The organism is Pseudomonas sp. I8001 (genome assembly GCF_013385345.1).
Lineage (GTDB): Bacteria > Pseudomonadota > Gammaproteobacteria > Pseudomonadales > Pseudomonadaceae > Aquipseudomonas.
In genome coordinates this window covers 133,870-156,035 of record NZ_JACAQC010000010.1, presented here as the reverse complement: position 1 = coordinate 156,035, position 22,166 = coordinate 133,870, and the positions used below count along the sequence as shown (strand labels likewise).

Sequence of the window (22,166 nt, the reverse complement as noted above, 5' to 3'; positions counted from 1 at the left end):
CTCGTGTGTGTAGGAAAAGTATGCGCGCCGCTGTTCTTGCTAAAAAGATGCATAATCCACAAGGCCCTTTCGGAAATACCACACAATGGACACGCCCGATTTTCAGCAGTTGCGACTGTTCCTGCAGGTCGCCCGCTCGAAAAGCTTCACCCAGGCGGCCGACGCCAGCAGTCTGTCGGTGTCGACCGTCAGCCATCGCGTGCGCGCCCTCGAGAAACAGTTGGGTGTGCAACTGCTCAACCGCACCACCCGCAGCGTCAGCGTGACCGAGGCCGGCGAGCAGTTGATCCAGAAGATCACGCCGCTGCTGGAAGAACTGCAAACCAGCCTGCACAGCGTAGCAGCGGCGACGGTCGACGCCGCCGGCACCTTGCGCCTGAACATTCCCTCCACCGCCAGCCGAATGGTCCTGCAACCGTTGCTCCAGCGCTTCCTGCGCAAATACCCGGGCATCAACCTGGAAGTGGCGGTGGACAACAGCCTGGTGGACATCGTCGCCCAGGGTTTTGACGCGGGCATCCGCTACGACCATGTGCTGGCCGAAGACATGGTGGTGGTGCCGGTGGCGACGCAGTTGCGATTCGTCATCGTCGCCACGCCGCAGTATTTGCAGGGGCGCAAACTGCCCACTCATCCCCACGACTTGCTCGAGCATGAGTGCGTCAACTACCGCAGTGCGCAGACCGGCTCGCTGCACCGCTGGGACTTTGAAAAAGCCGGCAAGCAGATGCGGGTTACGGTAAAAGGCCGGCTGGCGACCAACGATGTTGAATTGATGGTGCGCGGTGCGCTGGACGGGTTTGGCTTTGCCTACGTGGCGCGCTCCAGCGTCGAGCAGTACCTGCAACGCGGTGAGTTGGTGGAGGTTTTGGACGACTGGATTGCCCACAGCGCGCTGTATTTGTATTACTTCAACCGTACGAACACGCCGAAGAAATTGCGGGTGTTTATCGAGTTCCTGAAGGAAGAATTCGGGACCTGATCTATTCAAAAAGCGAACCCCATCATGCTCTACCGCTTCGCCGCCGACGGCCTGGTGCTGTTTCATTTGTCGTTCATTCTGTTCGTGCTGTTTGGCGGTTTGCTCGCCCTGAGATGGCGGCCCGTGATGTGGCTGCACTTGCCCGCTGCTGCCTGGGGCGTTGCGGTGGAAGTGTTCCACCTGCCCTGCCCGCTGACCCGCTGGGAAAACCTGTTTCGCCACCTGGCCGGGCAGGACGGTTATGGCGGCGGGTTTATCGAGCATTACATCCTGGCCATGATCTACCCGGCCGGGCTGACGCCGCAGATTCAATTGGGGCTGGGCGCGCTGGTGCTGTTGATCAATATCGCGGTGTATGTGCGGCTGATCAGGCGCGCTTAGGCAAGCAGCCGATACCCACCAATGTCGCCTCAACCGCCTCGTCCAAAGGCGTGTGCGGTTCACTGCCCAATATCTGTACGAGGCGGCGGTTGTCCATCCGCACCTCGGTTTGCCACAGGTAACGCATTTCCTGCATCTCGCGGAAGGTGGTGACAAAGGGCGCGGCCAGTTTCAGCAGCCACCACGGGAAAGCACGTACAGAAGGCTGTTGGCCGGTCCTGCGTGACACCACCCGCTGAATCGCCTGGCTCATCTGCCGACCATCGGCATCTATGTGCCCCGCCATATGAAAACGGGCGAAGGCATCAAGGCTGTCGCGGCGGGCAATCAACTCGACCATGGTCCTCGCCACATCAGGCAGGTAAGCCCACTGATGCCCCACGCCCGGCGCCCCTGGATAGCTCACGTTGGCCACCGGTTTTGCGGGCTTGACCAGGCCTTGGGAAAACCAGCTGCTGCCGGCCTTGGCGCCGAAAAAATCGCCTGCCCGCACGATCAACACCCGGGCGCCCTGCTGGGTCGCCTCAAGCAAACGCTGCTCCATCTCCACCCGGATCGCGCCCTTGCGAGTAAGTGGATGCTGCGGCGAATCTTCCTCCAACCGCGCAAAGGCATCAGGCCCGAAGTTGTACACCGTGCCCGGCAAGACAATCGTCGCCCCTTCCGCGACTGCCGCCGCGATGCTGTTGTCGATCATCGGCAGCACCAGCTCCACCCAGCGCTGGTAACCGGGCGGATTCACCGCATGCACGATCACCGAACAACCCCGGGCCGCTGCGACGACTTCCCCACGGTTCAGCGCATCACCTTTTATCCAGGTGAAATCGGCATTCTGCTTGTGAGCCTTATCCACATCCCTCGTCAGGGCGCACACCTGCCAGCCCGCAGCGAACAACTGCCGTGCCACCTCACCACCAATCCCGCCTGTCGCGCCCATTACCAGAACCTTGTTCATGCTTTTTCCCCTGAGGGTTGTGTGATGGGGCGATTCTGTTTGCCGGCGAGCTATAGAGGAATTGCCGAAGATCATCCAGACGCTATACATTTATGCATGGCATCAAATATTGGTTGGGAGCTTTACCGGTCGTTCCTCGGGGTACTCAAGGAAGGATCGTTGTCGGGGGCCGCACGGCAGCTCGGCATCACGCAGCCCACGGTCGGGCGGCACATCGCTGCGCTGGAAAAATCCCTCAACGTGGTGCTGTTCACCCGCTCCGCCAGCGGCCTGTTGCCCACGGCGGTCGCCCTCACCCTGCGCACCCATGCCGAAACCATGGAAACCACCGCCGCCGCACTCGAGCGCGCCGCGTCGCCCCAAGGCCCCGAAGTGCGCGGCGTGGTACGAGTGTCTGCCAGCGAAGTGATCGGCGTGGAAGTCCTGCCGCCGATCATCACCCGCCTGCGCCAACAGCACCCGCACCTCAAGGTCGAACTGGTGCTGAGCAATCGCCTGCTGGACCTGCTGCAACTGGAGGCCGACATCGCGGTGCGAATGGTCCGACCCAGCCAGGAACAACTTCTGGCGAAAAGGATCGGCGTTATCGAAGTCGGCCTGCATGCGCGCAACGACTACCTGCAACAACATGGCATCCCCCAGGGCCTGAATGATCTCTCAGCTCATTCAGTCATCGGCTACGACCAGGAAAGCGCCTTCATCCGCAGCCTGGCCGTCAAAGGCTTCGACCGCAGCGCCTTTTCCCTCAGCAGCGACAGCGACCTCGCACAACTGGCCCTGATCCGCGCCGGCGCCGGCATCGGTGGCTGCCAGGTCAAACTGGCCCGGCAAGACGCCCGCCTGAGCCGAGTGCTGCCGGACGCATTTGCCCTGCAACTGGACACCTGGGTCACCATGCACGAAGACCTGCGCAACAGCCCGCGCTGCCGCGTCACCTTTGACGCCCTGGTGGCCGGTTTGCAGCATTACGTACAGGATTGAGACAGCTTCGCTGGTGAAGAATCAGAGTCCCTCAAACCCTTCATAGACGCCCCCATGTCCGAAGCCTTCGAAGTCCCCAGCCCCCACGAAAAACACGTCGAACACGCCACCGAACATGCCCACCGCAGCGGAGACAATTTCGCCAGCCGCATCGCCGTGATGACCGCCATCATGGCCACCGTCGGCGCCATGCTCAGCTACCAGGCCGGCTCCACCGAAAGCGAAGCGGCGATGGACAAAAACAACGCCGCCATCTTCAAGACCGAAGCCGCCAACCAGTGGAACTACTACCAGGCCAAATCCAGCCGGCAGAACCTTGCGGAGCTGGCGACGCATATTCCGGGGGTTGATGCCAAGCACTACACCGACGAGATCGAGCGTTATAAAACCCAGAAGGAAGACGTGCGCAAACAGGCCGAAAAGCTTGAGGCCACCTCGAAGGAATGGGATGAAAAGTCAGAACAGGCGCTGCATCAGCATCACCGCTGGGCGCAGGCGATGACCGCGATTCAGATCGCGATTTCGATGGCGGCGATTACCTTGCTGACAAGGAAGGAGTGGTTGAAACGCATGGCCTATACCGCCGGTGGCATGAGTGTGGTGTTGGGTGGGATGGCGTGGTTGCATATTTGAGAGCTGGATTTTCATCGCCCCTCGAAAGCAGAAATACGACGTCACGTATCGTCGTATTTCGCTGATAGCTATCACCAAACCAAACCGACTATAAAACTCGCCATCGCTCGCAACGTGCCGGAGGTACGAAATGCTTATTACGACTTCGCAAACAAAACCTTCCGAGACACTGCGGGCCGACAGCTTCTGGATGGAAATCTGGCAAAGTGGAGCTTTGAGCATCCAGGAAGCCGAAAGGCGGGCGCAGGGCTCGCGACGCTTAAAAGAGGCCTACTCGTCGGTACCCTTCTACGCGAAGAAGGCAGCTCGAGACTCTCAATTCTGGAGCAAATTTTACGCGAGCCGCGTGACTTCGTAGAAAAGGGCAATCTTGCGGGAATCTTCTACTGACCATCTGATACCCCCTCCTCCTAGACTCACTTATATTCACCAGCCCCTCGCGTCAGAAAACATCGGCATATTCCGGCATATCCGCTTGGGGTCCTACACCTACTCGCTATATAGTAAAACGCATAACGCCTGACACTATAAAGCCGAGGAAAAGCCGGTGACCGCACAATCATCCAAGGAAGCTGTGGGCGTCGCCTACAGCATCGAGTCAATGCGCTACGCACAGGCCATGACCTGGCGCGCCATCGAAGCGCTGTCCAAGCTCATCCGCCCCGGCATGCTCGAATCCGAAGCCCGCGAACTCGGCAAAAAAGTCCTCGCCGACCTCGACATGCAGCGCATCTGGCACCCCCTGCTGGTGCGCTTTGGCGCCAACACCCTCAAGACCTTCAAGGAACGCTCCGACGGCGACCCGGTGCTGGGGGAAAACGACATCTACTTCATCGACATGGGCGCCGTGTGGCAAGGCCATGAAGGTGATGCGGGGGCGACATTCAGCACCGGTAACGACCCCGAGATGAAGGCATGTGCGAGCGCGGCAAAAGAGCTGTTTGATCGGGTTGAGCGGCGCTGGAGGAACGACAAAGTCGTCGGCCTGGAGCTGTATCGTTTTGCCGAAGAGCAAGCGAAGGAAATGGGTTGGATGCTGAACCTGGACATCAAAGGGCACCGCGTCAGCGATTTCCCCCATGCGATTTATCGTGGCGGTGATCTTGGGGACTTTGACCAGTATCCCAATGAAGGGCTGTGGATTCTGGAGATACAGATCGCGCACCCGAGCGGGGCTTATGGTGCGTTTTACGAAGATTTGCTGGCTTAACTTTTTCAAGGAATAAAGATGGAACGCTCGACCGAATTTCCCGTGCTGTTGTTTTCCTACGGCACGTTGCAGGACAAGGCAGTGCAGCTGGCCAACTTTGGGCGGGAGTTGGTGGGTCAGCAGGATGCGATGCTGGGGTATTCGACAAGCTGGGTGGAGATTACCGATCCTGAGGTGTTGGCGGCCAGTGGCAAGACCCATCATCCGATTGTTTCGCCGAGCGGGCGGAATGAGGACAGTGTTGAAGGGATGGTGTTTCAGATTACCGAGCAGGAACTGGCGGCGGCGGATGCGTATGAAGTGTCGGACTATAAGCGGGTTTCGGTGGGGTTGGCTTCGGGGTTGACGGCTTGGGTGTATGTGCAGGCTTGAGGGCGTGCAGTTGGTCAGTCGGAGTGATTTCCTACAGATCAATCGGAAGGCATGCCCTGCCGGGTTTGTGAGGTGGGGCATATAGTTCGCCGGTCGCTCTCATAGCGACTCGGGTTTGGCGACTCGACTACAAATTGGCAGAGGCCTCCCGGCTAAGTTTGCGGGATGCCCCTACGCGCAATAAGCTGCTCGATGGTAGCTGTGCGTGGGAGACCTTCGGGTCTGCCGGTTTTCCAATTTGTCCGGTTCGCCAACCTGCGTACAGCTGCCACCCTTTTGTTTGGTAACGAATGTGTGGCAGCTCTCCTTAAGCAAGCGGAGATTCACGCATGAACCAATACATGGCCCTCACCAGTAACGATTGCGAGACACCTGCCCTTTTTGTAGATACCACTGCGCCGCTGGACGTTTTGCTGGACGCTGCTGGGTATCGAATTCGTGCTGTTACTCAAGTTCTTGAAAATCTGGCACTGCGTGCGGAAATCAGCAGCGATACGGTTGTACTTAGCGATTTTTCGCTGCTGTGTTCAATTCCATTGCGCGATGGTTGTGATTTGCTGGATGTTATTGGGCGACGTATGGCTACGCAGTGTTCCTAAACCCATTGGCTTAATTTTCCCTGGCACAACCACCTATTCAAACCCCAGAAACCACAAAACCCCTGGCTTCTCTCGAAACCAGGGGTTTTGTTTACATCGAATTTGGCGGTGAAGGAGAGATTCGAATTAACCGCACCTACAGGCCATTAAACCCCGCACTACGGGGCTTACAGCTTGGATAGTAGTACAATTGAGTAGTACAATTCGCTGTACCACTCTCCTCTCCAGCGTGACCCCATGGCCGACAACCTGATCCAGAAACGCGGCGAATCCACATGGTATTGCAGACTTGCTGTACCTGCTGATGTCCGGGCGGCGATGGGCGGCAAGACCGTTCTCATCCGGTCACTACAGACCGGCCTACGCTCCGAAGCCATGGAACGCCGCTTGGTGGTGCTAGCCGAATGGAAGGCGCAGATTGCACAGGCCAGAGGGGAACGAGCAGCGCGGGGTGAGGCTTGGAAAGAGCCGGTAGCAAACGTGGCTCATGGATTTGCACAGGCCACACGCAAGCTCAAAACAGACGTCGCCCTCGGGGAGGCTGACGAACCATTGGCGTTCGCCCCTGAGGATGTTGAAGCTCTTTACCGGGGGCTCTTTGACGACTCGCCAGAGGGCAAGCAACGCCGTGAGAAGGCAGACCGGGTTTACGCCATGACAGGCATGGATGGCGAAGTGGCTAACATCGACTTTGCTACAGAAATGGCGCAGCAGCTCATGGCGAAGGTGTTTGGTGCAAACCAAGGACTCTCCCCAATGGAAGAGACAGAGGCGCTACAGATACTAGCGGCGCCAGATGCCCATAAACCAAAGTCACCCATCACGCCCGCCAGACTCAAGGCATTTCGAGAATTCCGGGAGAGTCGTGGGGGCGCTCCGAAACACGTGGACCAGCAAGTTGGGAAGATGGAACGCCTGACAGACTTCCTGAAGAAAGACTCCCTGCCTTTGACCTTCGACACCGTAGACGTTTGGTTGAAATCCCTAGACCGGGCACCCGCGACACTGAGTCAGTATTTGATGGCTGGCACTGCGTTCTGGAAATGGGCGATGAAGTACGATTCGGGTTGGCGCGAGATGTATCAGGACAAGGTGAATCCTTTCGTTGGTCACGATCTGCCACAGGGTGGGGGCGCAGACACAGCCGGTAAGGACAGGGAAATCTACACTCGGGCGGATACTCTCAAGCTGCAACGTGCTGCGCTGGACAATGATGACCAACCGCTTGCAGACCTGATTGCGTTGGGCTGGTACACCGGGGCCAGGATTGAAGAGCTTTGCCGACTGACTAAAGACAGCGTGATTGCAGTTGATGGTGTTCAGTGTTTTGACTTTCCAAAGAGCAAAAGCAAGGCGAGTAAGCGTGTGGTACCGATTCATCCAAGCCTGTTGGCTGCTGTAGATCGACTTAGCAAGGACAGCACAGACACTTTCCTCATTCCTACAGAGTCGGCAGACAAGTATGGAAAAAGGTCACACGCGATATCCAAGGCGTTTGGCAGACTGCGCACGGCGGCAGGTTTCAGTAAGCTCCATGTCTTCCACAGCTTTCGTCACACGGTAGTAACTGAACTGATCAGGGCGGATGTGCCTGACGCACTCGCTAAAGAGTTGGTTGGGCATGAGACAGGTTCTGTGACGCACGATGTGTATTCCAAGGGTGCGAGCACCACACAGAAGCTTGCGGCAATCAAGAAGCTGCCCACCCTACCGACTGTTTAAAAGTCAGCTCCGCTGACAGGGGATCACCCTCGACCGTAGGTCACGAGTAACCCTCCAGCGGGAACACCTCAACGGTACGCTCACCTCGTTGCATCAGCATTGTTCAACCGTGGATTCGTAGCTGATAGCTACGTTCCATGCGATCATCGTTGGAAAACGGCTCCGGCTGATTCGTTAGCTACAAGGAAGACTAGTTGATGAGCTTACCCAATACAGAACCCAGTATTGAAAACACCTCAAACGAGGAGAACACATACTCCGGCACCGCAACTTTTTTATATTCATCCAAGATTACAGGGAACGTAAATCTTGAAGGGATGTGCGAAATACTTGCCGAATCCGATGCGTTTAGTTTTGCGCTTACCAGCAGCGGCAGAATGTTCTTTAAAGAAAATGGCCGATTACGATCCAAACAAATAGACATTGAGACCACCATAACTGAGCAAGCAATAACAGTAACTGGCCACAATGAGTTCCTAAACGCCAACCCCGGCGACTCTAATATTTTTGCACTGTCGACAGCTTTAAACCTAACTCTGTCTGACAAGCACTTGTTCAACGCGGCCTATGGATTCCCAACAGAAAGCGCAAGAATTTTCATGCGACCAATCGCAATACAATGTGAAGGCGATGATGGCCACGAATTTATCGTTCCGTACATCCGAGTATATGTAGGAGGGATACTAAGCATATCGTTACCGACCGTAATAGAATTCGAAGACTCGACTATCCCAGAAATAGTACACAACGAGGTTAACAAATCCCGACGAAATATAGTGTCTGTCCTCTGCGAAAAGGAACTTCACCTCGCCTGTACTGAGTCTCAGATTTCTCAAATGACGCGAAGAGATCGACTAGCACAGAGAAAATCTTTTGAAAGTATCATTGACCTGGCGCTTGGTACGCCCGAAAAAATTGAATTCGCAGATGAATGTCTAACTGTTTACGAACTAGTACATACAGACCAATTTACTCTAACTGACATTGCACGAAACCTCTTGTCAGTCGTTGCACGAACCATCGCGCTGGGAGCGGTTCAAACCCGTATTAACTGGTACAGCAGTCAATACAAAGACGACTCCGTAGGTCAGCACTGGCGGGGGAAACCAATTATCTACATCAGGTCGCACTCCCAACAAAAGTGCAGCTCATCAGACAATTGGGCAAAGCACAAGCAACTAGTTGATAGCGTGTTGGCGCGAAATTATCTCCCCGAAACGAGCTCCCATCCAGACTTAAACCCTAAAGATCTGAGGGGCCCGGACGATTACAATAATTTTTACACAGAGCCTGTGTCATTAATGCTCGCAGGAACACAGGTACAAGATCTCATAGAAAATCACTCTACTTACACGTTCAACAATTTGACTTCTGACATCCAGGTACTTAATGAAGCATCGCACTACATCCTAACCTATTACTCCTACTCGTCGTTAGGGTTAGACAATTGCACTACAGCGATGGATGTTGCCAAACTGGAGCTTAAAATTCTAGACTTTGAAGAAACTCTTCTATCTGCACACAAATATGGCGAAATTGCTAAATACATAGAAGAAATACAAAAAGGCGACCACCTGACAACGATCTATAAACTGCTGCACAAAAAGACTGAGACTGTCCGCAAAGCTCTAGAACTAGACGACAAAATAAAGTCAGAATCCTATACTCGCCGAATTACACTAATATTCGGAGTAATTGCATCTGCAACGCTTTCGCCTGAACTGATGCAGCCACTGGCAAAATACTTTGAAGTGGCGCCTGAAAATGACGATCTCGCAAAGGTATACGGGATAGGCAGTTCAGTGATCGTTGTGGCGGGTTTACTGACTCTCATCCACTACACATTCAAACTCAAAGATTGGATTGTCAAAACTCTATACCGACGCTAGTTCTACCAGACCTGGCCCGCTTCGTCGGACAAAGTGCAACTTTTACAGCGCTCTCGATTCTTGGCTAGGAAATAATACTGGCGAGATTTTGTCAGTTTTCTCCCAAGTATTGAACGGTCACCAATACGCCACATGCTAGAGTCGATCTTTATAGAAATAAGTCTATAGATCTAATACTTACCGTAAGACCCTGCGAGGCCATCTTACCTGCTTACAGCTACCCACGCAGAACCATTGCTTACATAGCACATCCAGCGGCACCACAGGAGCTTACGAGCGGCATTGCACCTGTCATCTGACGAAGTTTACTTATAAACGTCGTAAGAATGCCCGCATGAGGTACGAGCACTGCTACATTCAAGTTGTTAAAGAGCGTTGGTCTTGTTCCAGTGACGTTTCACAGTGGCAATACCGATTCCAAGATCAGCAGCTACTTGAGCCTGAGTCTTGTTATATGACTTCTGTATCTGCACGCTTGTAGTGGTAAATGTAGCCTCTGGCCGACCTAACCTTTTGCCCTCAGCCTTTGCACGCATCAAACCTTGCTGGGTCCGTTCGATCAGCAAGTCACGCTCAAACTCAGCTACAGCCCCTAACACCTGCATGGTCATCTTGCCCGCTGGTGATGTTAGGTCTACCCCGCCCAGGGCGAGGCAGTGAACGCGAATACCAGCAGTAGCTAGACTCTCAACGGTCTGACGCACATCCATTGCATTACGTCCAAGGCGGTCAAGCTTGGTCACGATCAGCACGTCTCCACCTTCCATGCGGTCCAGCAGCTTCTTGAACCCTGGACGCTCACTTGCGGCAATGCTGCCCGAGATAGTCTCCTCGACCACTCGACTAGCCTGCACATCGAAGCCTGCCGCTTTGACCTCTTGGGTCTGGTTCTCGGTGAACTGTCCCGAGGTCGAGACGCGGGCATAAAGGAACGTACGGGACATGGCGGCAACTCCGTGGTATCGCTAAACGTGGGATCACCATACAATAGGATCATCAAATCATGTTAGCTATTTTTTTGATACCAACAAAGCATCCGACAGACGGTATCGTTTAACGGTCGTTTGATGATACTATCCGCGCAATGCCGTGATTCCATCAGCAATGGCGCTGGCGTTTCTGTCAAGCGCTTCCAATGCCTCTACGGCCTTCAAATGAGCGTCATCCCCACCTTGGGATTTGACCCATACGCCCAGCTCTTCGATTGAAGCAGCGATGCCCAATTGATTTTCCCAGAACAACGTCAGGAGGTCGGCCACGAGGACAGCGGCTTCTGGTTTGGCGGGCATATCGGTGCATCCTTGGAGATGTGGTGATGAAACCCTAGACCATCCGACAACTAGCCGTGGCAGAGTGTCACAGATACTCAGAACTGGCATTCTGCTGCGAAAACCTCGATTCGAACGACATCACGGTGGAATGCTTAACCATCCTTCTCCACGAGCCACGAGAATACTGGCTTATAGACGTGCTACAAGCTTTCCACCTTGAGCGAAGAGCCAGTTGGCACGCAGGTATTGGATGGGTTTCCCCTAGGTTTTAGCAGTATTTGCCTGCCTACCCACAACACAGACGCTTCCAAATTGCTTACCAAGATTTGTGACCGCCAATCCTCCGCGCAACAAAGTGAATGTGTGGTCTATCGCGGCCACATGCTCTCGATACGATGCAATTTGGCTAGAGGTCTCTAGTTCCTCATACAGTGACTTATCCGTGTAGGTATATGCCTGCTGAATGTCAATTAGCCCCAGACGTCCAAGATTATCGAGGTATGCGGGAACAAGTTTAGGGAGGGTGACCCCCGCCTTCTCGCCAAAAAGCGACACGTTCACGGCGATGTCGAAACCTCCTTTCCCTGACTCCTTTTTGTCAGCCCTGACTGATACAACTGGAAAGGGTTGAGAGTCCATAAAATACGCGATCAACCTGGCTTCATCCGGAGTCAACTGCTTGATGATCTCAACGAATGCCGGGTGAGCCCCGTCAGCTGTATTCTTATCCATGGCAGACGCCAGAAGGTTGGCGTACATGTCGCTCAACGACTCCTCGTGCCCTGTATAGCGAAGGGCTTCGATTGCAGGGCCAGCTACATTTGGCTTGGGTGTGATGATGTCTTCAGGCGGGACATCCTTCAGGCGATCAGCAACTTTGGTCTGTATGAATTCTTGGCACTTGTCGTAACCCCAGACCAGTATGCCGACAGGAGCGAGCGCGACGTTGATCACCTTACCAACGGTTTCCAGCGACTTACCAAGCTGCTTGGCGACTGGCTGAACCATATCCTCGTAGATGGGCACAGCCTTGACCAATCCGGTCACAGCCTCGATTGTCCCTTTTACCTCTGTATCACCGCCAGATTCTTCGCCCATCGCCCTACCCCTGATCCTTATGATGGCTGTGGGAGGCAGAATGCCATGTGCAGTGGATTCCAGAAAGGGGCGCCGCCATTGAATCTATTGTGACTTCCAAACCGGTGGAGTAAATTGATGGCACATCAGCATCAATAACGTAGGGATTGCGTATGATTGCCATGAGACTAGTAGTGCTTAGCCTAGCGCTTGTCCTGTCTGCCAATGCTTTCGCGGCTCCCCGAACACTCAAGAAAGGCTCGCTCGTCTGCCCATCATCAGAAGCTTACGACAAGCAGATGAAGTACATCGCCCAAGGAGTAAACAAACTTGTCGACGATTGCGGATTAACCAAGAAGGCGTACCGGGTAATTGTCCTCGACTTGAACATCCTTAGCGCTTCCGAAGTCGAGGTGATCGACGAAGGCATCACGGTTTGGACTGCCCACGAATACTTATCGAACTAATCTCCCCCAGCAACGCTACCAACGGTTATGAACAAGCTTCATACGTTACCTTATGGGCCTGCATAACTGGTGCAGGGATAACAGCGCGAGCTGTGAAGTTGATTCGCCTCACATCTATTCCAACTTCCGGTGGACGTATCACCACAGGACTTCCAGTCCAACCGAAGCCATACATAAAGAAATCACTACAGAACCGCTTCGGCCCTTGATCTTGCTCTTAGATTTTTCGTGCATAGACGAATGCGAACGCATTCAGTAGTACTCCGTCAGCGCTCGCTGACAACTGCTGCCCATCACCTTCGGTGCAACAGATCAAGAGCAACAGCATTTTGGGTTGTGGTGATGCTGGATGTATTTACTGGTGGGCTGATCCGGAATCGGGACGATACGACTAACGGCAATCCACGTGTGAGTCCACCGTAGTGCTCCGCACTGGGCGACAGCACAGCAACGTAACAATCGATAACTCCGTTATCCCAGCAAAAACACCACAACACCCACCCCCTTAGTATTGTTCGCGCGGTTGGGGTGAGCTGGTCAGTAGCCCAGATTGGCGATGGATTCTTCCACCTCGGCGTAGTGCTCGGGCCTGAGCCATCCCTGATCCTCAACGTAGTCAAGGAACGGGTTGCTACCAGTCGGTTCCAGGGAATACCGATCGTAGGAATCGACTTTGCCCATCACTGCGTCTGGCATACGGCCAAGGTCGTTGGCCTGTTCCTCTGCACGCTCAACCAACACGGTGATGGGTTCCGACCCAACCTCAGGGATTGCCAGCTTCAGAATGTGCGAGCGTGCGGCCTTCCTTTGCTTTGCCAACTCAGTGAGGTGCCGGTCGCCCTCGAATTGGTTGGTCGAACCTTCATCGACAATCAGCTCAACCCCACAGGCAGCCATGTATTCGTCGACGACATCTTGCAATCGCTGGGCAAGGGTCACGGCGCATTCGCGAATTTTACGGTTGCATTCCACGGGGGCGCGGGCATCAAACCAATCCATTAGGAATACGGCAACCTCACCTCTTGAAGCTGCAATCTCCCGGATACGCATACGCACACGGCTCGCACAGTCTTTGTCGTAGCCACCTTCGCGCTTGCCCTCCTGGGAGTTCCAGGTGGATCCATAGCATTGAAACATGATGCTGTGAAACTGATAATCCTTGATGCCAAGTGGGCTGACAGCCAAGGGGTAGGCTTTCGCAACTGCACGACCGAAAGGGTCGTTAGATGACTTTTGCCCTTTTACTACACCAGAAGTGAGACGCCGGACGTGATGTTCCGTTACACCTAAGCGCTGCTCGATCTTCCGGCGTGAAATGCCCTGCCGATGCAGCTCAACAATCTGTTCATCAATGGTGGGGGCAATAGTGTCTTGGTTGGCAGCGATTGTGCCGGGGGTCAAACGAAGGGTAAACGTACGCATACTGTTCGGCTCCTGTGTGGTAGTTCAATTCATAGGCGAATGCCTCGGGTAAGTTGTTGGGTCATTTTCCAGACGGCAAGAAACCAACGCCTGACGTTGCACTGGGGCAAGTCGAGATCGTTCGGTTCTGGTTTTCTGGAAAGTGGCTAATATGCATTTTAAAACCATAGCTGTCAAGCAACTTTACACTTTCAAGCCCCTGTAGTGCGATATGAGAGCCTTACTCTTGGCAGGCAGCCCAAACTTCGCCTTACAGCATACGCGACGACTAAGAGGCCAGCAGAGGCTTACAAATGCAACTTCGCCCCCCCTTTCTTAGCCAACGCCACTCAGTGACGAGAGTTCAGATAGACAATGAAAACGATCACGATAATGATGATCAACAATACTTTGTTCTTGTATTGATCCTCGTTGCGAATAGCTTGGTACGCTTCCACGTCGGACTTCCCAGATTCTTTGTGCTCCAGTATTCGAGCGATCTTCTTATCAATTCTTTTGTTATGCCTACTATTCTGCATGGCGACAAGAAACCAAAACACTAGCCACAACCCGACTGTAGGTATGCAAAGGAGGAGATGCAGAATGTGATTGGTGGTCTTCTTCTGGCCGTTCAGCACGTAGATTCGTTCGTTCATGACTGTGCTCACCTAATAAACACTGGAGTGTCGAGCGGACAAAATATCTGAAATTCAGATATCTGAAAAGCAGATATAGGTTGAGCAGCTAATCTCCATAGCTGACGACCATGCCTAAAACGATCTACAGACATGAGCACGCTGTGCTCTTGTCACTGCTGAAGAAATACCGAGACGAGGCAGGTCTGACCCAGGTCCAGTGCTCAAAAGCGCTGGGGCGCCCGCAATCCTTCATGAGTGACGTTGAGAGTGGGACGCGCCGCCTGGATGTAGTACAGGTACGCGATCTGTGCAACGTCCTTGGAGTTAAGCTTACGAAACTGGCAATTGACCTTGAAGAACTACTAGCAGAGGAAGGATGAGGCTATACATACGACCAAACGTATCCTCGAAGTGTTAGCTATGAGCTTCATCACATTTTCGAGGGTGACTGGCATTAACGTCGGTCAAAACCAAGGGCGATGACTACCGAGAAGGCTGCTGACGCATGATTGACGAAATGATCGCTATCGAAGATCCAGTAGATTGGCTGCTGGGGACGGATGAATTCCATCACAGTCTCTATGCCGCAGCACTCCGAAACTTGGAAGACGTAGATAATAAGCTCCGCTTCAACAACTTCGCCTACGCACTGCGGGAGCTGACCAACTCTATTCTGATGAAACGGGCCCCCAAGGCAGAGGTCCTGAAGTGTCCTTGGTACAAGGACGAGATTCAGCTGCCTCACATTAGAGATGGGGTCACGAAGATCCAGCACGCTCGGTACGTGGTTCAGGGAGGACTTTCAGACGAATACGTTGCAAAGGAGCTGAAGCTTGATCTGTCGCAAGAACGCAAGGCGATCCGAGACTCGCTAACCGAGTTGAGCAAGTACACGCACGTAGAAGAGGCAACCTTCAACCTTCCTGGTCAGGAGGTCAAAATGCTTGTCGAAAAATCACTTGATGCCTTACGAGGGTTGGGAATGGCGATGGTTAACTGTCGCAGCCGCATAGCTCACAGCCTTTATGAAGCGATCGAAGACCAGGCTATCTACGAGGTCGTTTCTGACTCTCTCGAGGCGTTGGATAGCGTAGCTCATCATTATTCGCTGGAAGACGTCAGTGTCAATATCAGCGGGGTAGAGCGGATCACCCACGACACTGTTCATTTATTTGCAGCCGGGTTTATAAATGTTCAACTGCAGTGGGGATCTAACTCGGATGTTCGGCGCGGTGATGGCCACTTGCAAGATGATTCGTTTGAGTTTCGCTGCAGCCTCACCTGCTCTGTCGAGGACCCTACCGGTGATTCATTAGTAATGGAGGATGACTCTATTATCGTGGATACGAAGGCTTGGGGGCAGCGGGAGGACGAGTGGGACCATGTAAGTACGATTGACTCTGAGCCCGCGACATAAACCAACTGGCCCCAGCCGTTCTGGCTAGACGGGCAGCTTCGACACCTGCTGCAAGCAGCCATTTCGTGGCGCTCAACTCCACCTGACGGGAAGCCTGTGCGGATGCGCAACAAGCCTGGTCGAAATGATCCCTGCCCTTGCGGTAGCGGCCGCAAGCTCAAAAAATGTCATGGGTCTGTCGACGGTCTCGGGCCGAATGTACCGCGAATGTACGAGCAGATGCAGATGAAACTCGCTCATCATGAAGCCCGTGAGTTTCAAAGGCGTGAGCAGCAGGGCCTTGGTAGGTCGATCATTTCCACTAAGTTCCATGATCACAGAGTCATAGCCGTCGGTAACACGATGCATTTCTCACAGAATTGGAAAACGTTTCACGACTTCCTGAACGACTACCCGAGGATCGTCTTGGGCAGAGAATGGTGGACGTCAGAGGTAAGCAAGCCTCCAGAAGAGCGACATCGCATTCTCACCTGGGCCGTCCGCAGCTCTGAGCATTCGAAAGCTCACATGGAACAGACTGGGCCAGGTGTTGCTCAGCCGATGACGGGGGCCATAGGTGCCTATATGCGCTTCGCATATGACCTCTACAGCCTGAAGCACGCCATTGAGGTCGAGAAATTGCTTATCGACCGAATCAAATGCGCGGAGAACTTCCCCGGCGCGTTGTATGAAGTGCGAGTCGCTGCCGCCCTGCTTCGGGCAGGCTTCAGCCTGCAACCCCAAGATGAAACTGACAGACGTAGTACCCACGTTGAGTTCATTGCCACTGACGCTAAGTCCGGTGCGATCTACGCCGTTGAGGCCAAGCGACGAGAAGGCAGGCGGATGAAAATCAACAGACAAATGAATCGCGCTTTGAGCAAAAAGTCGGATCATCCTCGCATTGTTTTCATTGACACAAATGACGAGCGACTGGAACTGGGCAGGGGCCAACCTAATCCAGTAGCGCTTGTAGAGGCTGAAAACCTCTTAAAGCTATATGAGCGAGATCCGGTTGGGCAAACGCTTCCGCAGGCGTATGTCATAGTCACGTACGAGCCAGAGGAGCATCACCTTGATGCTATTGATCTGCCTTCTGGAGTGCTGCTATGGGGCTTTCACCTCGAAGATCTTCACCCTGGGCCCAAAACCCTGCTTCAGCAGGTCAAAACTAGGCGTCAGCATGCGCCAGTGTTTGCGCTACTGGAGTCCATGCATAAGCACCGGCGCATTCCCACTACGTTCGACGGAGAGACTGAGGCGTTCTCAGACGGAAGTTCCAAGACACGGCTACAGGTTGGTCAGCGGATGGAAGTGCCAGCACCTAACGGAACACAGATAGAGGCTACGGTAGAGAGTTGCGTCGTTATACCAACGTGGAGAGAGGCAGCGTGTCTCGTTCGCACGGACGATCAACAGCGCTTCATAGTCAAGATTCCGTTGACGGAAGATGAACTAAAGGCTCACATCCAGCACCCTAAGACCTTTTTCGGCGTTATTGATAAAAATGCTGGCCGTTCGTCTCCGAAGACCGGCTTGGACTGGTTCGACTTCTTATGGGAAACATACTCGAGCAGCACAAAAGAGAAGCTGATTGAGCTCATGGGGCATGCACCTGACGTTGAACGATTGAAGGAGATGACCCGAGAGGATTTGGCCGACGAGTACTGCGCTCGAATGGCAAGCGCAATGATGACGCCCCAAATGGAAAAGATGTGAGCCATTATCCGGGTATAGCTCCACAATACTTTAGCGCCTGAGAACGAGGAGCTTCCTCGCCCTTCAATGAGCATGGAATGTCCCAACGAATCAGCTCATGCCATTTCTCACAACGGCTGAACAACCGTTTTCCGCAGTCGAGACTGGTCATTCCAAATGCCGTCTCTGGGCCGAACGAATTCGTACGCGAGTGGCTGATTTTGGCCGATTCCTGCCAGTCAGGAGTAAAACCAAAAACGTTGTCGACGATGGATTGGATCGCCTTAGCTGCATAGTGTCGAGAGGGAATGCGACGTAGAGCGAGAGTAGTACAATTGAGTAGTACAAACGAAAAAGCCCGCGAACTCTAAGTAACTGAATTCACGGGCTTTTCTAAATGTGGCGGTGAAGGAGAGATTCGAACTCTCGATACAATTTCTTGTATACACACTTTCCAGGCGTGCTCCTTAAGCCACTCGGACACTTCACCGTATCTCGTCAAACTGATTCAGTCTGTCGAGGCGCGCTAATGTAGTCGAAAGCTTTTCCGATGGCAAAGGTTTTTTTCAGAATTTTCATGCGCTTAGGCGGTTATGCCGTTCCAGCCCTCTGTGGCGCCATGCGCACCACGGCGATTCTGCCATTCTCGGGCACTCACGGCGCTTGTCTATAGTAGCTGCTGCGCCTTGCCGAAGGCCGCCTGCGGGCGGGCATGGGGGAAAAGTCTGACTGGGTAGTCAGTCATGGCGCTTTACCAGGGCGGGCGCGGTGGGTAACGTCTGCCGTCTGTCCTTCTATTACAAGCATTACAAGGAATCGCGTCATGAGTGAGTTGATTGCCTACCACCTCGAAGACGGTATCGCGACCCTGACCCTGAGCAACGGCAAGGTGAATGCCATTTCGCCGGCAGTGGTCAGTGCGTTTAATCAAGCGCTGGATCAGGCCGAGAAGGATCGGGCGGTGGTGATCATCACGGGCACGCCGGGGATTTTGTCCGGTGGCTATGATTTGAAGGTGATGACCGCCGGCCCTAAAGAAGCGGTGAGCCTGGTGACGTCGGGTTCGACCCTCGCCCGCCGCCTGTTGTCGCACCCGTTCCCGGTGATCGTGGCGTGCCCCGGGCACGCGGTGGCCAAGGGGGCATTCCTGCTGTTGTCGGCGGATTACCGGATCGGTGTAGACGGACCGTTCAGCATTGGTCTGAATGAAGTGATGATCGGCATGACCATGCACCACGCCGGGATCGAGCTGGCGCGGGATCGTCTGCGCAAGTCGGCGTTCCACCGTTCGGTGATCAATGCCGAGATGTTTAACCCGCAGGACGCGTTGAGCGCCGGGTTCCTGGACAAGGTGGTGGCGCCGGAAGCGTTGCAGGCAGCCGCACTGGAAGCGGCTCGCCAGTTGAAGAAGATCAATATGAACGCCCACAAGCACACCAAGCTGAAGGTGCGTAAGGCGCTGCTGGAAGCCCTGGATGACGCGATCATTCAGGATCAGGGGCACTTGGGTTAATCAAACCTACGCCTGCTGAATCGAAGCCCGACCTTGAGTCGGGCTTTTTCTTACAAAGAATTCCGGATTGCCTACAACCGCTCTAAACAGTGTCTGTCACAGCATGTTGAAACATGCGCTTAAACATCGCCTATCTCCTGACTCTATAGGGGCAATTGCCGAATACAGTGCACATCCGTACACTGCGCCACCTTTTGTCCCGATGGGCCGTGTCGATGCTTTTTTTGTTACGCATGTTGTTGATGGGCCTGCATTTTATGATTGCGGGCGTACTGGGCGTGCTGCTGGGGATCTGTCGGCCGTTCAATCCGGACAACAGCCGTTACTGCGCGCGCCTGTATGCGGTGCCGGCGATGTGGCTATTGCGCCTGCGAGTGAAGGCCGATGTCGACTCGCTGCGTAACAAGCCCAGCAGTTGCGTGATCATCGCCAACCATCAATCCAACTACGACCTGTTTGTGTTCGGCACCGTGGTGCCGTACCGCACGGTGTGTATCGGCAAGAAGAGCCTGAAGTGGGTGCCGTTGTTCGGACAGTTGTTCTGGCTGGCGGGCAATGTGTTGATTGACCGGGGCAATGCGCACAAGGCGCGGCGTTCGATGCTGACCACCACCCACACCTTGCAGCATGCCGACACCTCGATCTGGGTGTTCCCGGAAGGCACGCGCAACTTCGGTGAAACCCTGCTGCCGTTCAAGAAAGGCGCGTTCCAGATGGCGATCGCCGCAGGCGTGCCGATTGTGCAGGTGTGTGTCAGCACCTATGTGAAGCAGATGAAGCTCAATAGCTGGAACAGTGGCGATATTCTGATTCGCTCGTTGCCGCCGATTCCTACGAAGGGGCTGACGATGGATGACATGCCGCTGTTAATGCAGACCTGTCGCGAGCAAATGCGCGACTGCATCGAGGCGATGGACCGCGAGCTGCAAACCACGCCTGCAATCACGGCTGAACCCCGCCGAATTTGCTGACTCTGATTGGGCAGGGCAGCTAAGCTGCCTGACAGTTGTCATCTGCCATTCAAGAAGAAGCGATCAGCACTATGGGTAGAGTTGTTGCGGCCGCCGTCTATAGCGCCGGAAAGAAAGTCACTGATATCACCCTCGACGAAGGCGCCGCGTGGGCCGCCAAGCCTGACCACTTTGTGTGGATCGGCCTGGAGGAGCCCAGCGCGCTGGAACTGGCCAACCTGCAGCGCCAGTTCAACCTGCACGAACTGGCCATCGAAGACGCCCTGGAAAAACACAGCCGGCCCAAGCTTGAAACCTTCGGCGACGCGCTGTTTATCGTGACCTACTCACCGGTGCGCGATAACGGCAAGCTGGAGTTTATCGAAACCCATATCTTTGCCGGCAACGGCTACATCATCACCGCCCGCAACGGCCACTCGGCATCCTACGGCTATGTGCGCCAGCGCTGTGAGGCGCGACCGCTGTTGCTGGAGCATGGGGAAGATTTCGTACTCTATGCGCTGCTGGATTTTGTTACCGAGAACTACCAGCCGGTGAGCGAGGCGATTCATGCCGAGGTCGATGAACTGGAGCGCAACGTGTTGTGCAACTCCCTGAGTGAAGCGGATATCCAGAAGCTCCACGGCCTGCGCCGCGATGTGCTGCGACTGAAGCGCTATGTGGCACCGATGGTGGAGATCAGTCAGGAATTGCAGAAACTGAGCTTCCCGTTTATCGACAAGAACATGCGTCCGTACTTTCGCGATGTGCAGATTCACGTCACCCGGCAGATGGAAGACCTGACCACCTTGCGGGATATCGCCAGCCAGACCATCGAGATTGGGGTGTTGCTGGAAGCCTCGCGCCAAAGCGTGGTGCAACGCAAGTTTGCCGCGTGGGCAGCGATTCTGGCGTTCCCGACGGCGGTGGCCGGGATTTACGGGATGAACTTCCAGAACATGCCGGAGCTGCAATGGCACTACGGCTATTTTGCGGTGCTGGGGTTTATTGCGGTGGGGTGTACAAGTTTGTGGGCCAGCTTCAAGCGTTCAGGCTGGCTGTAACAAACCCAGCTCAATTTGCTGAAGATCAAAAGTGTGGGAGCTGGCTTGCCTGCGATGCAGGCACCTCGGTTTGTCAGTTACACCAAGGTGATGCTATCGCAGGCAAGCCAGCTCCTACATTAATCTGCTTTGCCTTGAAGAGCGTGCTTCTTGCCCTGGACGGTTTCAGGCCGCTCCTGCTTTTGGTTTGTGCGCCACAAACCGCATCATCCATTCCGCCACGGTAACGCCGTGATGGTCTCGCTCCAGGCTGGCCACACCGTTGGTGTAGACCTTCTCCCCCAGCGTTGTCTGAAGAATCTCCAGCAACTCGCGGGAATAGTCGTGGATAAATTCCGGGTGGCCCTGGAAACACAGCACCTGGTCTTCAATGTGGTACGCCGCAAACGGGCAGAACTCGCTGGAGGCGATCACGGTGGCGTTTTCCGGCAAGGTGGTGACCTGGTCCTGGTGGCTGATCAACAGCGTCAGTTCTTCCACCACCGGGCTCATCCACGGTGCCTTGGCGTTCAGTTTGTAGTCATGGATGCCCATGCCCCAGCCCTTGGTCGCCCGCTCGGTCTTGCCACCCAACAGCAGCGCCAGCAACTGGTGGCCGAAGCAGATGCCGATCAGCTTGTCGCCGCGGGCATGGCGGTCCAGCAGGTAGGTCTTGAGGGTCTGGATCCACGGATCGGTGCCAAAGGAGTCGGCCTTGCTGCCCGTCACCAGGTACGCGTCGAACACTTCTTCATCCGCCGGGTATTCACCCTGCACCACGTTATAGATGACGAACTCGGCGGCAATCGGCTGTTTGGAGAACAGGCGCTTGAACATCTGCCCGTACCCTTGGTACTGATCGATCAGCCCAGGACGCAGGATATCGGTTTCCAGGATGCACACGCGTAACGACATAAAAAATACCTGACACGGCGATGGGAATAATGAACACCCCCAGAGCCTGCCTTGAAATACCCTTCCAAGGCAA

General features: G+C 54.5%; 24 protein-coding genes and 1 tRNA gene. 17 read left to right on the top strand and 8 right to left on the bottom strand.

What is annotated here, in order from left to right:
• The first annotated feature begins 85 nt into the window (after positions 1–85).
• Positions 86–982, top strand: a complete 897-nt coding sequence (locus tag HX839_RS10290) for a LysR family transcriptional regulator (RefSeq protein ID WP_004371170.1) — start codon at positions 86–88, stop codon at positions 980–982.
• Positions 983–1,006: 24 nt separating this feature from the next.
• The gene (locus tag HX839_RS10285; RefSeq protein ID WP_177027710.1) at positions 1,007–1,363 is read left to right on the top strand and encodes a DUF2784 domain-containing protein; all 357 of its coding nucleotides are present in this window, start codon (positions 1,007–1,009) and stop codon (positions 1,361–1,363) included.
• Here the strand turns inward: HX839_RS10285 and HX839_RS10280 are convergent.
• Positions 1,350–2,318 (bottom strand): SDR family oxidoreductase, encoded by a 969-nt coding sequence (locus HX839_RS10280; protein WP_177067024.1) that lies wholly within the window; start codon positions 2,316–2,318, stop codon positions 1,350–1,352. The two genes, HX839_RS10285 and HX839_RS10280, sit on opposite strands and share 14 nt — an antisense overlap.
• A 96-nt stretch (positions 2,319–2,414) precedes the next feature.
• Between HX839_RS10280 and HX839_RS10275 the strand changes: the two genes are divergently transcribed.
• The 8 genes from HX839_RS10275 to HX839_RS10240 all read left to right on the top strand — a co-directional run bounded on the left by HX839_RS10275 (position 2,415) and on the right by HX839_RS10240 (position 9,724).
• Positions 2,415–3,299: a LysR family transcriptional regulator gene (locus HX839_RS10275; protein ID WP_177067023.1), complete on the top strand. Its 885-nt coding sequence runs from the start codon at positions 2,415–2,417 to the stop codon at positions 3,297–3,299.
• Between the two features lie 54 nt (positions 3,300–3,353).
• Positions 3,354–3,932: a DUF4337 domain-containing protein gene (locus tag HX839_RS10270; RefSeq protein ID WP_177067022.1), complete on the top strand. Its 579-nt coding sequence runs from the start codon at positions 3,354–3,356 to the stop codon at positions 3,930–3,932.
• Positions 3,933–4,046: 114 nt separating this feature from the next.
• Positions 4,047–4,322, top strand: a complete 276-nt coding sequence (locus tag HX839_RS31825; RefSeq protein ID WP_177067021.1) for a hypothetical protein — start codon at positions 4,047–4,049, stop codon at positions 4,320–4,322.
• A 157-nt stretch (positions 4,323–4,479) separates the two neighbouring features.
• Positions 4,480–5,142, top strand: coding sequence for a M24 family metallopeptidase (locus tag HX839_RS10260; protein WP_004371178.1), 663 nt, complete (start codon positions 4,480–4,482; stop codon positions 5,140–5,142).
• Positions 5,143–5,160: 18 nt separating this feature from the next.
• Positions 5,161–5,514 (top strand): gamma-glutamylcyclotransferase family protein, encoded by a 354-nt coding sequence (locus HX839_RS10255; protein WP_008434891.1) that lies wholly within the window; start codon positions 5,161–5,163, stop codon positions 5,512–5,514.
• Between the two features lie 329 nt (positions 5,515–5,843).
• Complete coding sequence (locus HX839_RS10250) at positions 5,844–6,113, top strand: hypothetical protein (RefSeq protein ID WP_004371186.1); 270 nt, start codon at positions 5,844–5,846, stop codon at positions 6,111–6,113.
• A gap of 237 nt (positions 6,114–6,350) precedes the next feature.
• A complete protein-coding gene (locus HX839_RS10245; protein ID WP_177067020.1) occupies positions 6,351–7,835 on the top strand; it encodes a site-specific integrase in 1,485 nt (494 codons plus the stop codon).
• 197 nt (positions 7,836–8,032) lie between these two features.
• A complete protein-coding gene (locus HX839_RS10240) occupies positions 8,033–9,724 on the top strand; it encodes a hypothetical protein (RefSeq protein ID WP_177067019.1) in 1,692 nt (563 codons plus the stop codon).
• A 365-nt stretch (positions 9,725–10,089) separates the two neighbouring features.
• Here the strand turns inward: HX839_RS10240 and HX839_RS10235 are convergent, their stop codons facing one another.
• The 3 genes from HX839_RS10235 to HX839_RS10225 all read right to left on the bottom strand — a co-directional run bounded on the left by HX839_RS10235 (position 10,090) and on the right by HX839_RS10225 (position 12,093).
• Entirely contained in the window at positions 10,090–10,668 is a 579-nt protein-coding gene (locus HX839_RS10235; RefSeq protein ID WP_177067018.1) for a recombinase family protein, read from the bottom strand.
• 129 nt (positions 10,669–10,797) lie between these two features.
• A complete protein-coding gene (locus tag HX839_RS10230) occupies positions 10,798–11,013 on the bottom strand; it encodes a hypothetical protein (RefSeq protein ID WP_177067017.1) in 216 nt (71 codons plus the stop codon).
• Between the two features lie 243 nt (positions 11,014–11,256).
• Positions 11,257–12,093 (bottom strand): DUF4393 domain-containing protein, encoded by an 837-nt coding sequence (locus HX839_RS10225; RefSeq protein WP_177067016.1) that lies wholly within the window; start codon positions 12,091–12,093, stop codon positions 11,257–11,259.
• A gap of 152 nt (positions 12,094–12,245) precedes the next feature.
• On the opposite strand from HX839_RS10225, the gene HX839_RS10220 reads away from it, so the two are divergent.
• Positions 12,246–12,539: a hypothetical protein gene (locus HX839_RS10220; RefSeq protein WP_177067015.1), complete on the top strand. Its 294-nt coding sequence runs from the start codon at positions 12,246–12,248 to the stop codon at positions 12,537–12,539.
• 537 nt (positions 12,540–13,076) lie between these two features.
• Here the strand turns inward: HX839_RS10220 and HX839_RS10215 are convergent.
• Complete coding sequence (locus HX839_RS10215) at positions 13,077–13,961, bottom strand: hypothetical protein (protein ID WP_177067014.1); 885 nt, start codon at positions 13,959–13,961, stop codon at positions 13,077–13,079.
• A 329-nt stretch (positions 13,962–14,290) separates the two neighbouring features.
• The gene (locus HX839_RS10210; protein WP_071493916.1) at positions 14,291–14,596 is read right to left on the bottom strand and encodes a hypothetical protein; all 306 of its coding nucleotides are present in this window, start codon (positions 14,594–14,596) and stop codon (positions 14,291–14,293) included.
• 110 nt (positions 14,597–14,706) lie between these two features.
• Between HX839_RS10210 and HX839_RS10205 the strand changes: the two genes are divergently transcribed.
• From HX839_RS10205 to HX839_RS10195, 3 genes are all read left to right on the top strand, one after another.
• Entirely contained in the window at positions 14,707–14,958 is a 252-nt protein-coding gene (locus HX839_RS10205; protein ID WP_071493917.1) for a helix-turn-helix domain-containing protein, read from the top strand.
• 125 nt (positions 14,959–15,083) lie between these two features.
• A complete protein-coding gene (locus tag HX839_RS10200; RefSeq protein WP_177067013.1) occupies positions 15,084–15,995 on the top strand; it encodes a hypothetical protein in 912 nt (303 codons plus the stop codon).
• A 102-nt stretch (positions 15,996–16,097) separates the two neighbouring features.
• Positions 16,098–17,693 carry a YecA family protein gene (locus HX839_RS10195; RefSeq protein WP_177067012.1) on the top strand — a complete coding sequence of 532 codons (1,596 nt, stop codon included), beginning with the start codon at positions 16,098–16,100 and terminating at the stop codon, positions 17,691–17,693.
• Positions 17,694–18,072: 379 nt separating this feature from the next.
• Here the strand turns inward: HX839_RS10195 and HX839_RS10190 are convergent.
• Positions 18,073–18,162 (bottom strand) — tRNA-Ser (locus HX839_RS10190).
• Between the two features lie 333 nt (positions 18,163–18,495).
• On the opposite strand from HX839_RS10190, the gene HX839_RS10185 reads away from it, so the two are divergent.
• From HX839_RS10185 to HX839_RS10175, 3 genes are all read left to right on the top strand, one after another.
• Entirely contained in the window at positions 18,496–19,185 is a 690-nt protein-coding gene (locus tag HX839_RS10185) for a crotonase/enoyl-CoA hydratase family protein (protein ID WP_102604813.1), read from the top strand.
• A 215-nt stretch (positions 19,186–19,400) separates the two neighbouring features.
• Positions 19,401–20,156 (top strand): 1-acyl-sn-glycerol-3-phosphate acyltransferase, encoded by a 756-nt coding sequence (locus tag HX839_RS10180; RefSeq protein WP_004371188.1) that lies wholly within the window; start codon positions 19,401–19,403, stop codon positions 20,154–20,156.
• Between the two features lie 71 nt (positions 20,157–20,227).
• The gene (locus tag HX839_RS10175; RefSeq protein ID WP_004371189.1) at positions 20,228–21,199 is read left to right on the top strand and encodes a magnesium and cobalt transport protein CorA; all 972 of its coding nucleotides are present in this window, start codon (positions 20,228–20,230) and stop codon (positions 21,197–21,199) included.
• Positions 21,200–21,364: 165 nt separating this feature from the next.
• Here the strand turns inward: HX839_RS10175 and HX839_RS10170 are convergent, their stop codons facing one another.
• Positions 21,365–22,093, bottom strand: coding sequence for an amidotransferase (locus HX839_RS10170; protein ID WP_087692757.1), 729 nt, complete (start codon positions 22,091–22,093; stop codon positions 21,365–21,367).
• Positions 22,094–22,166: the final 73 nt, after the last annotated feature.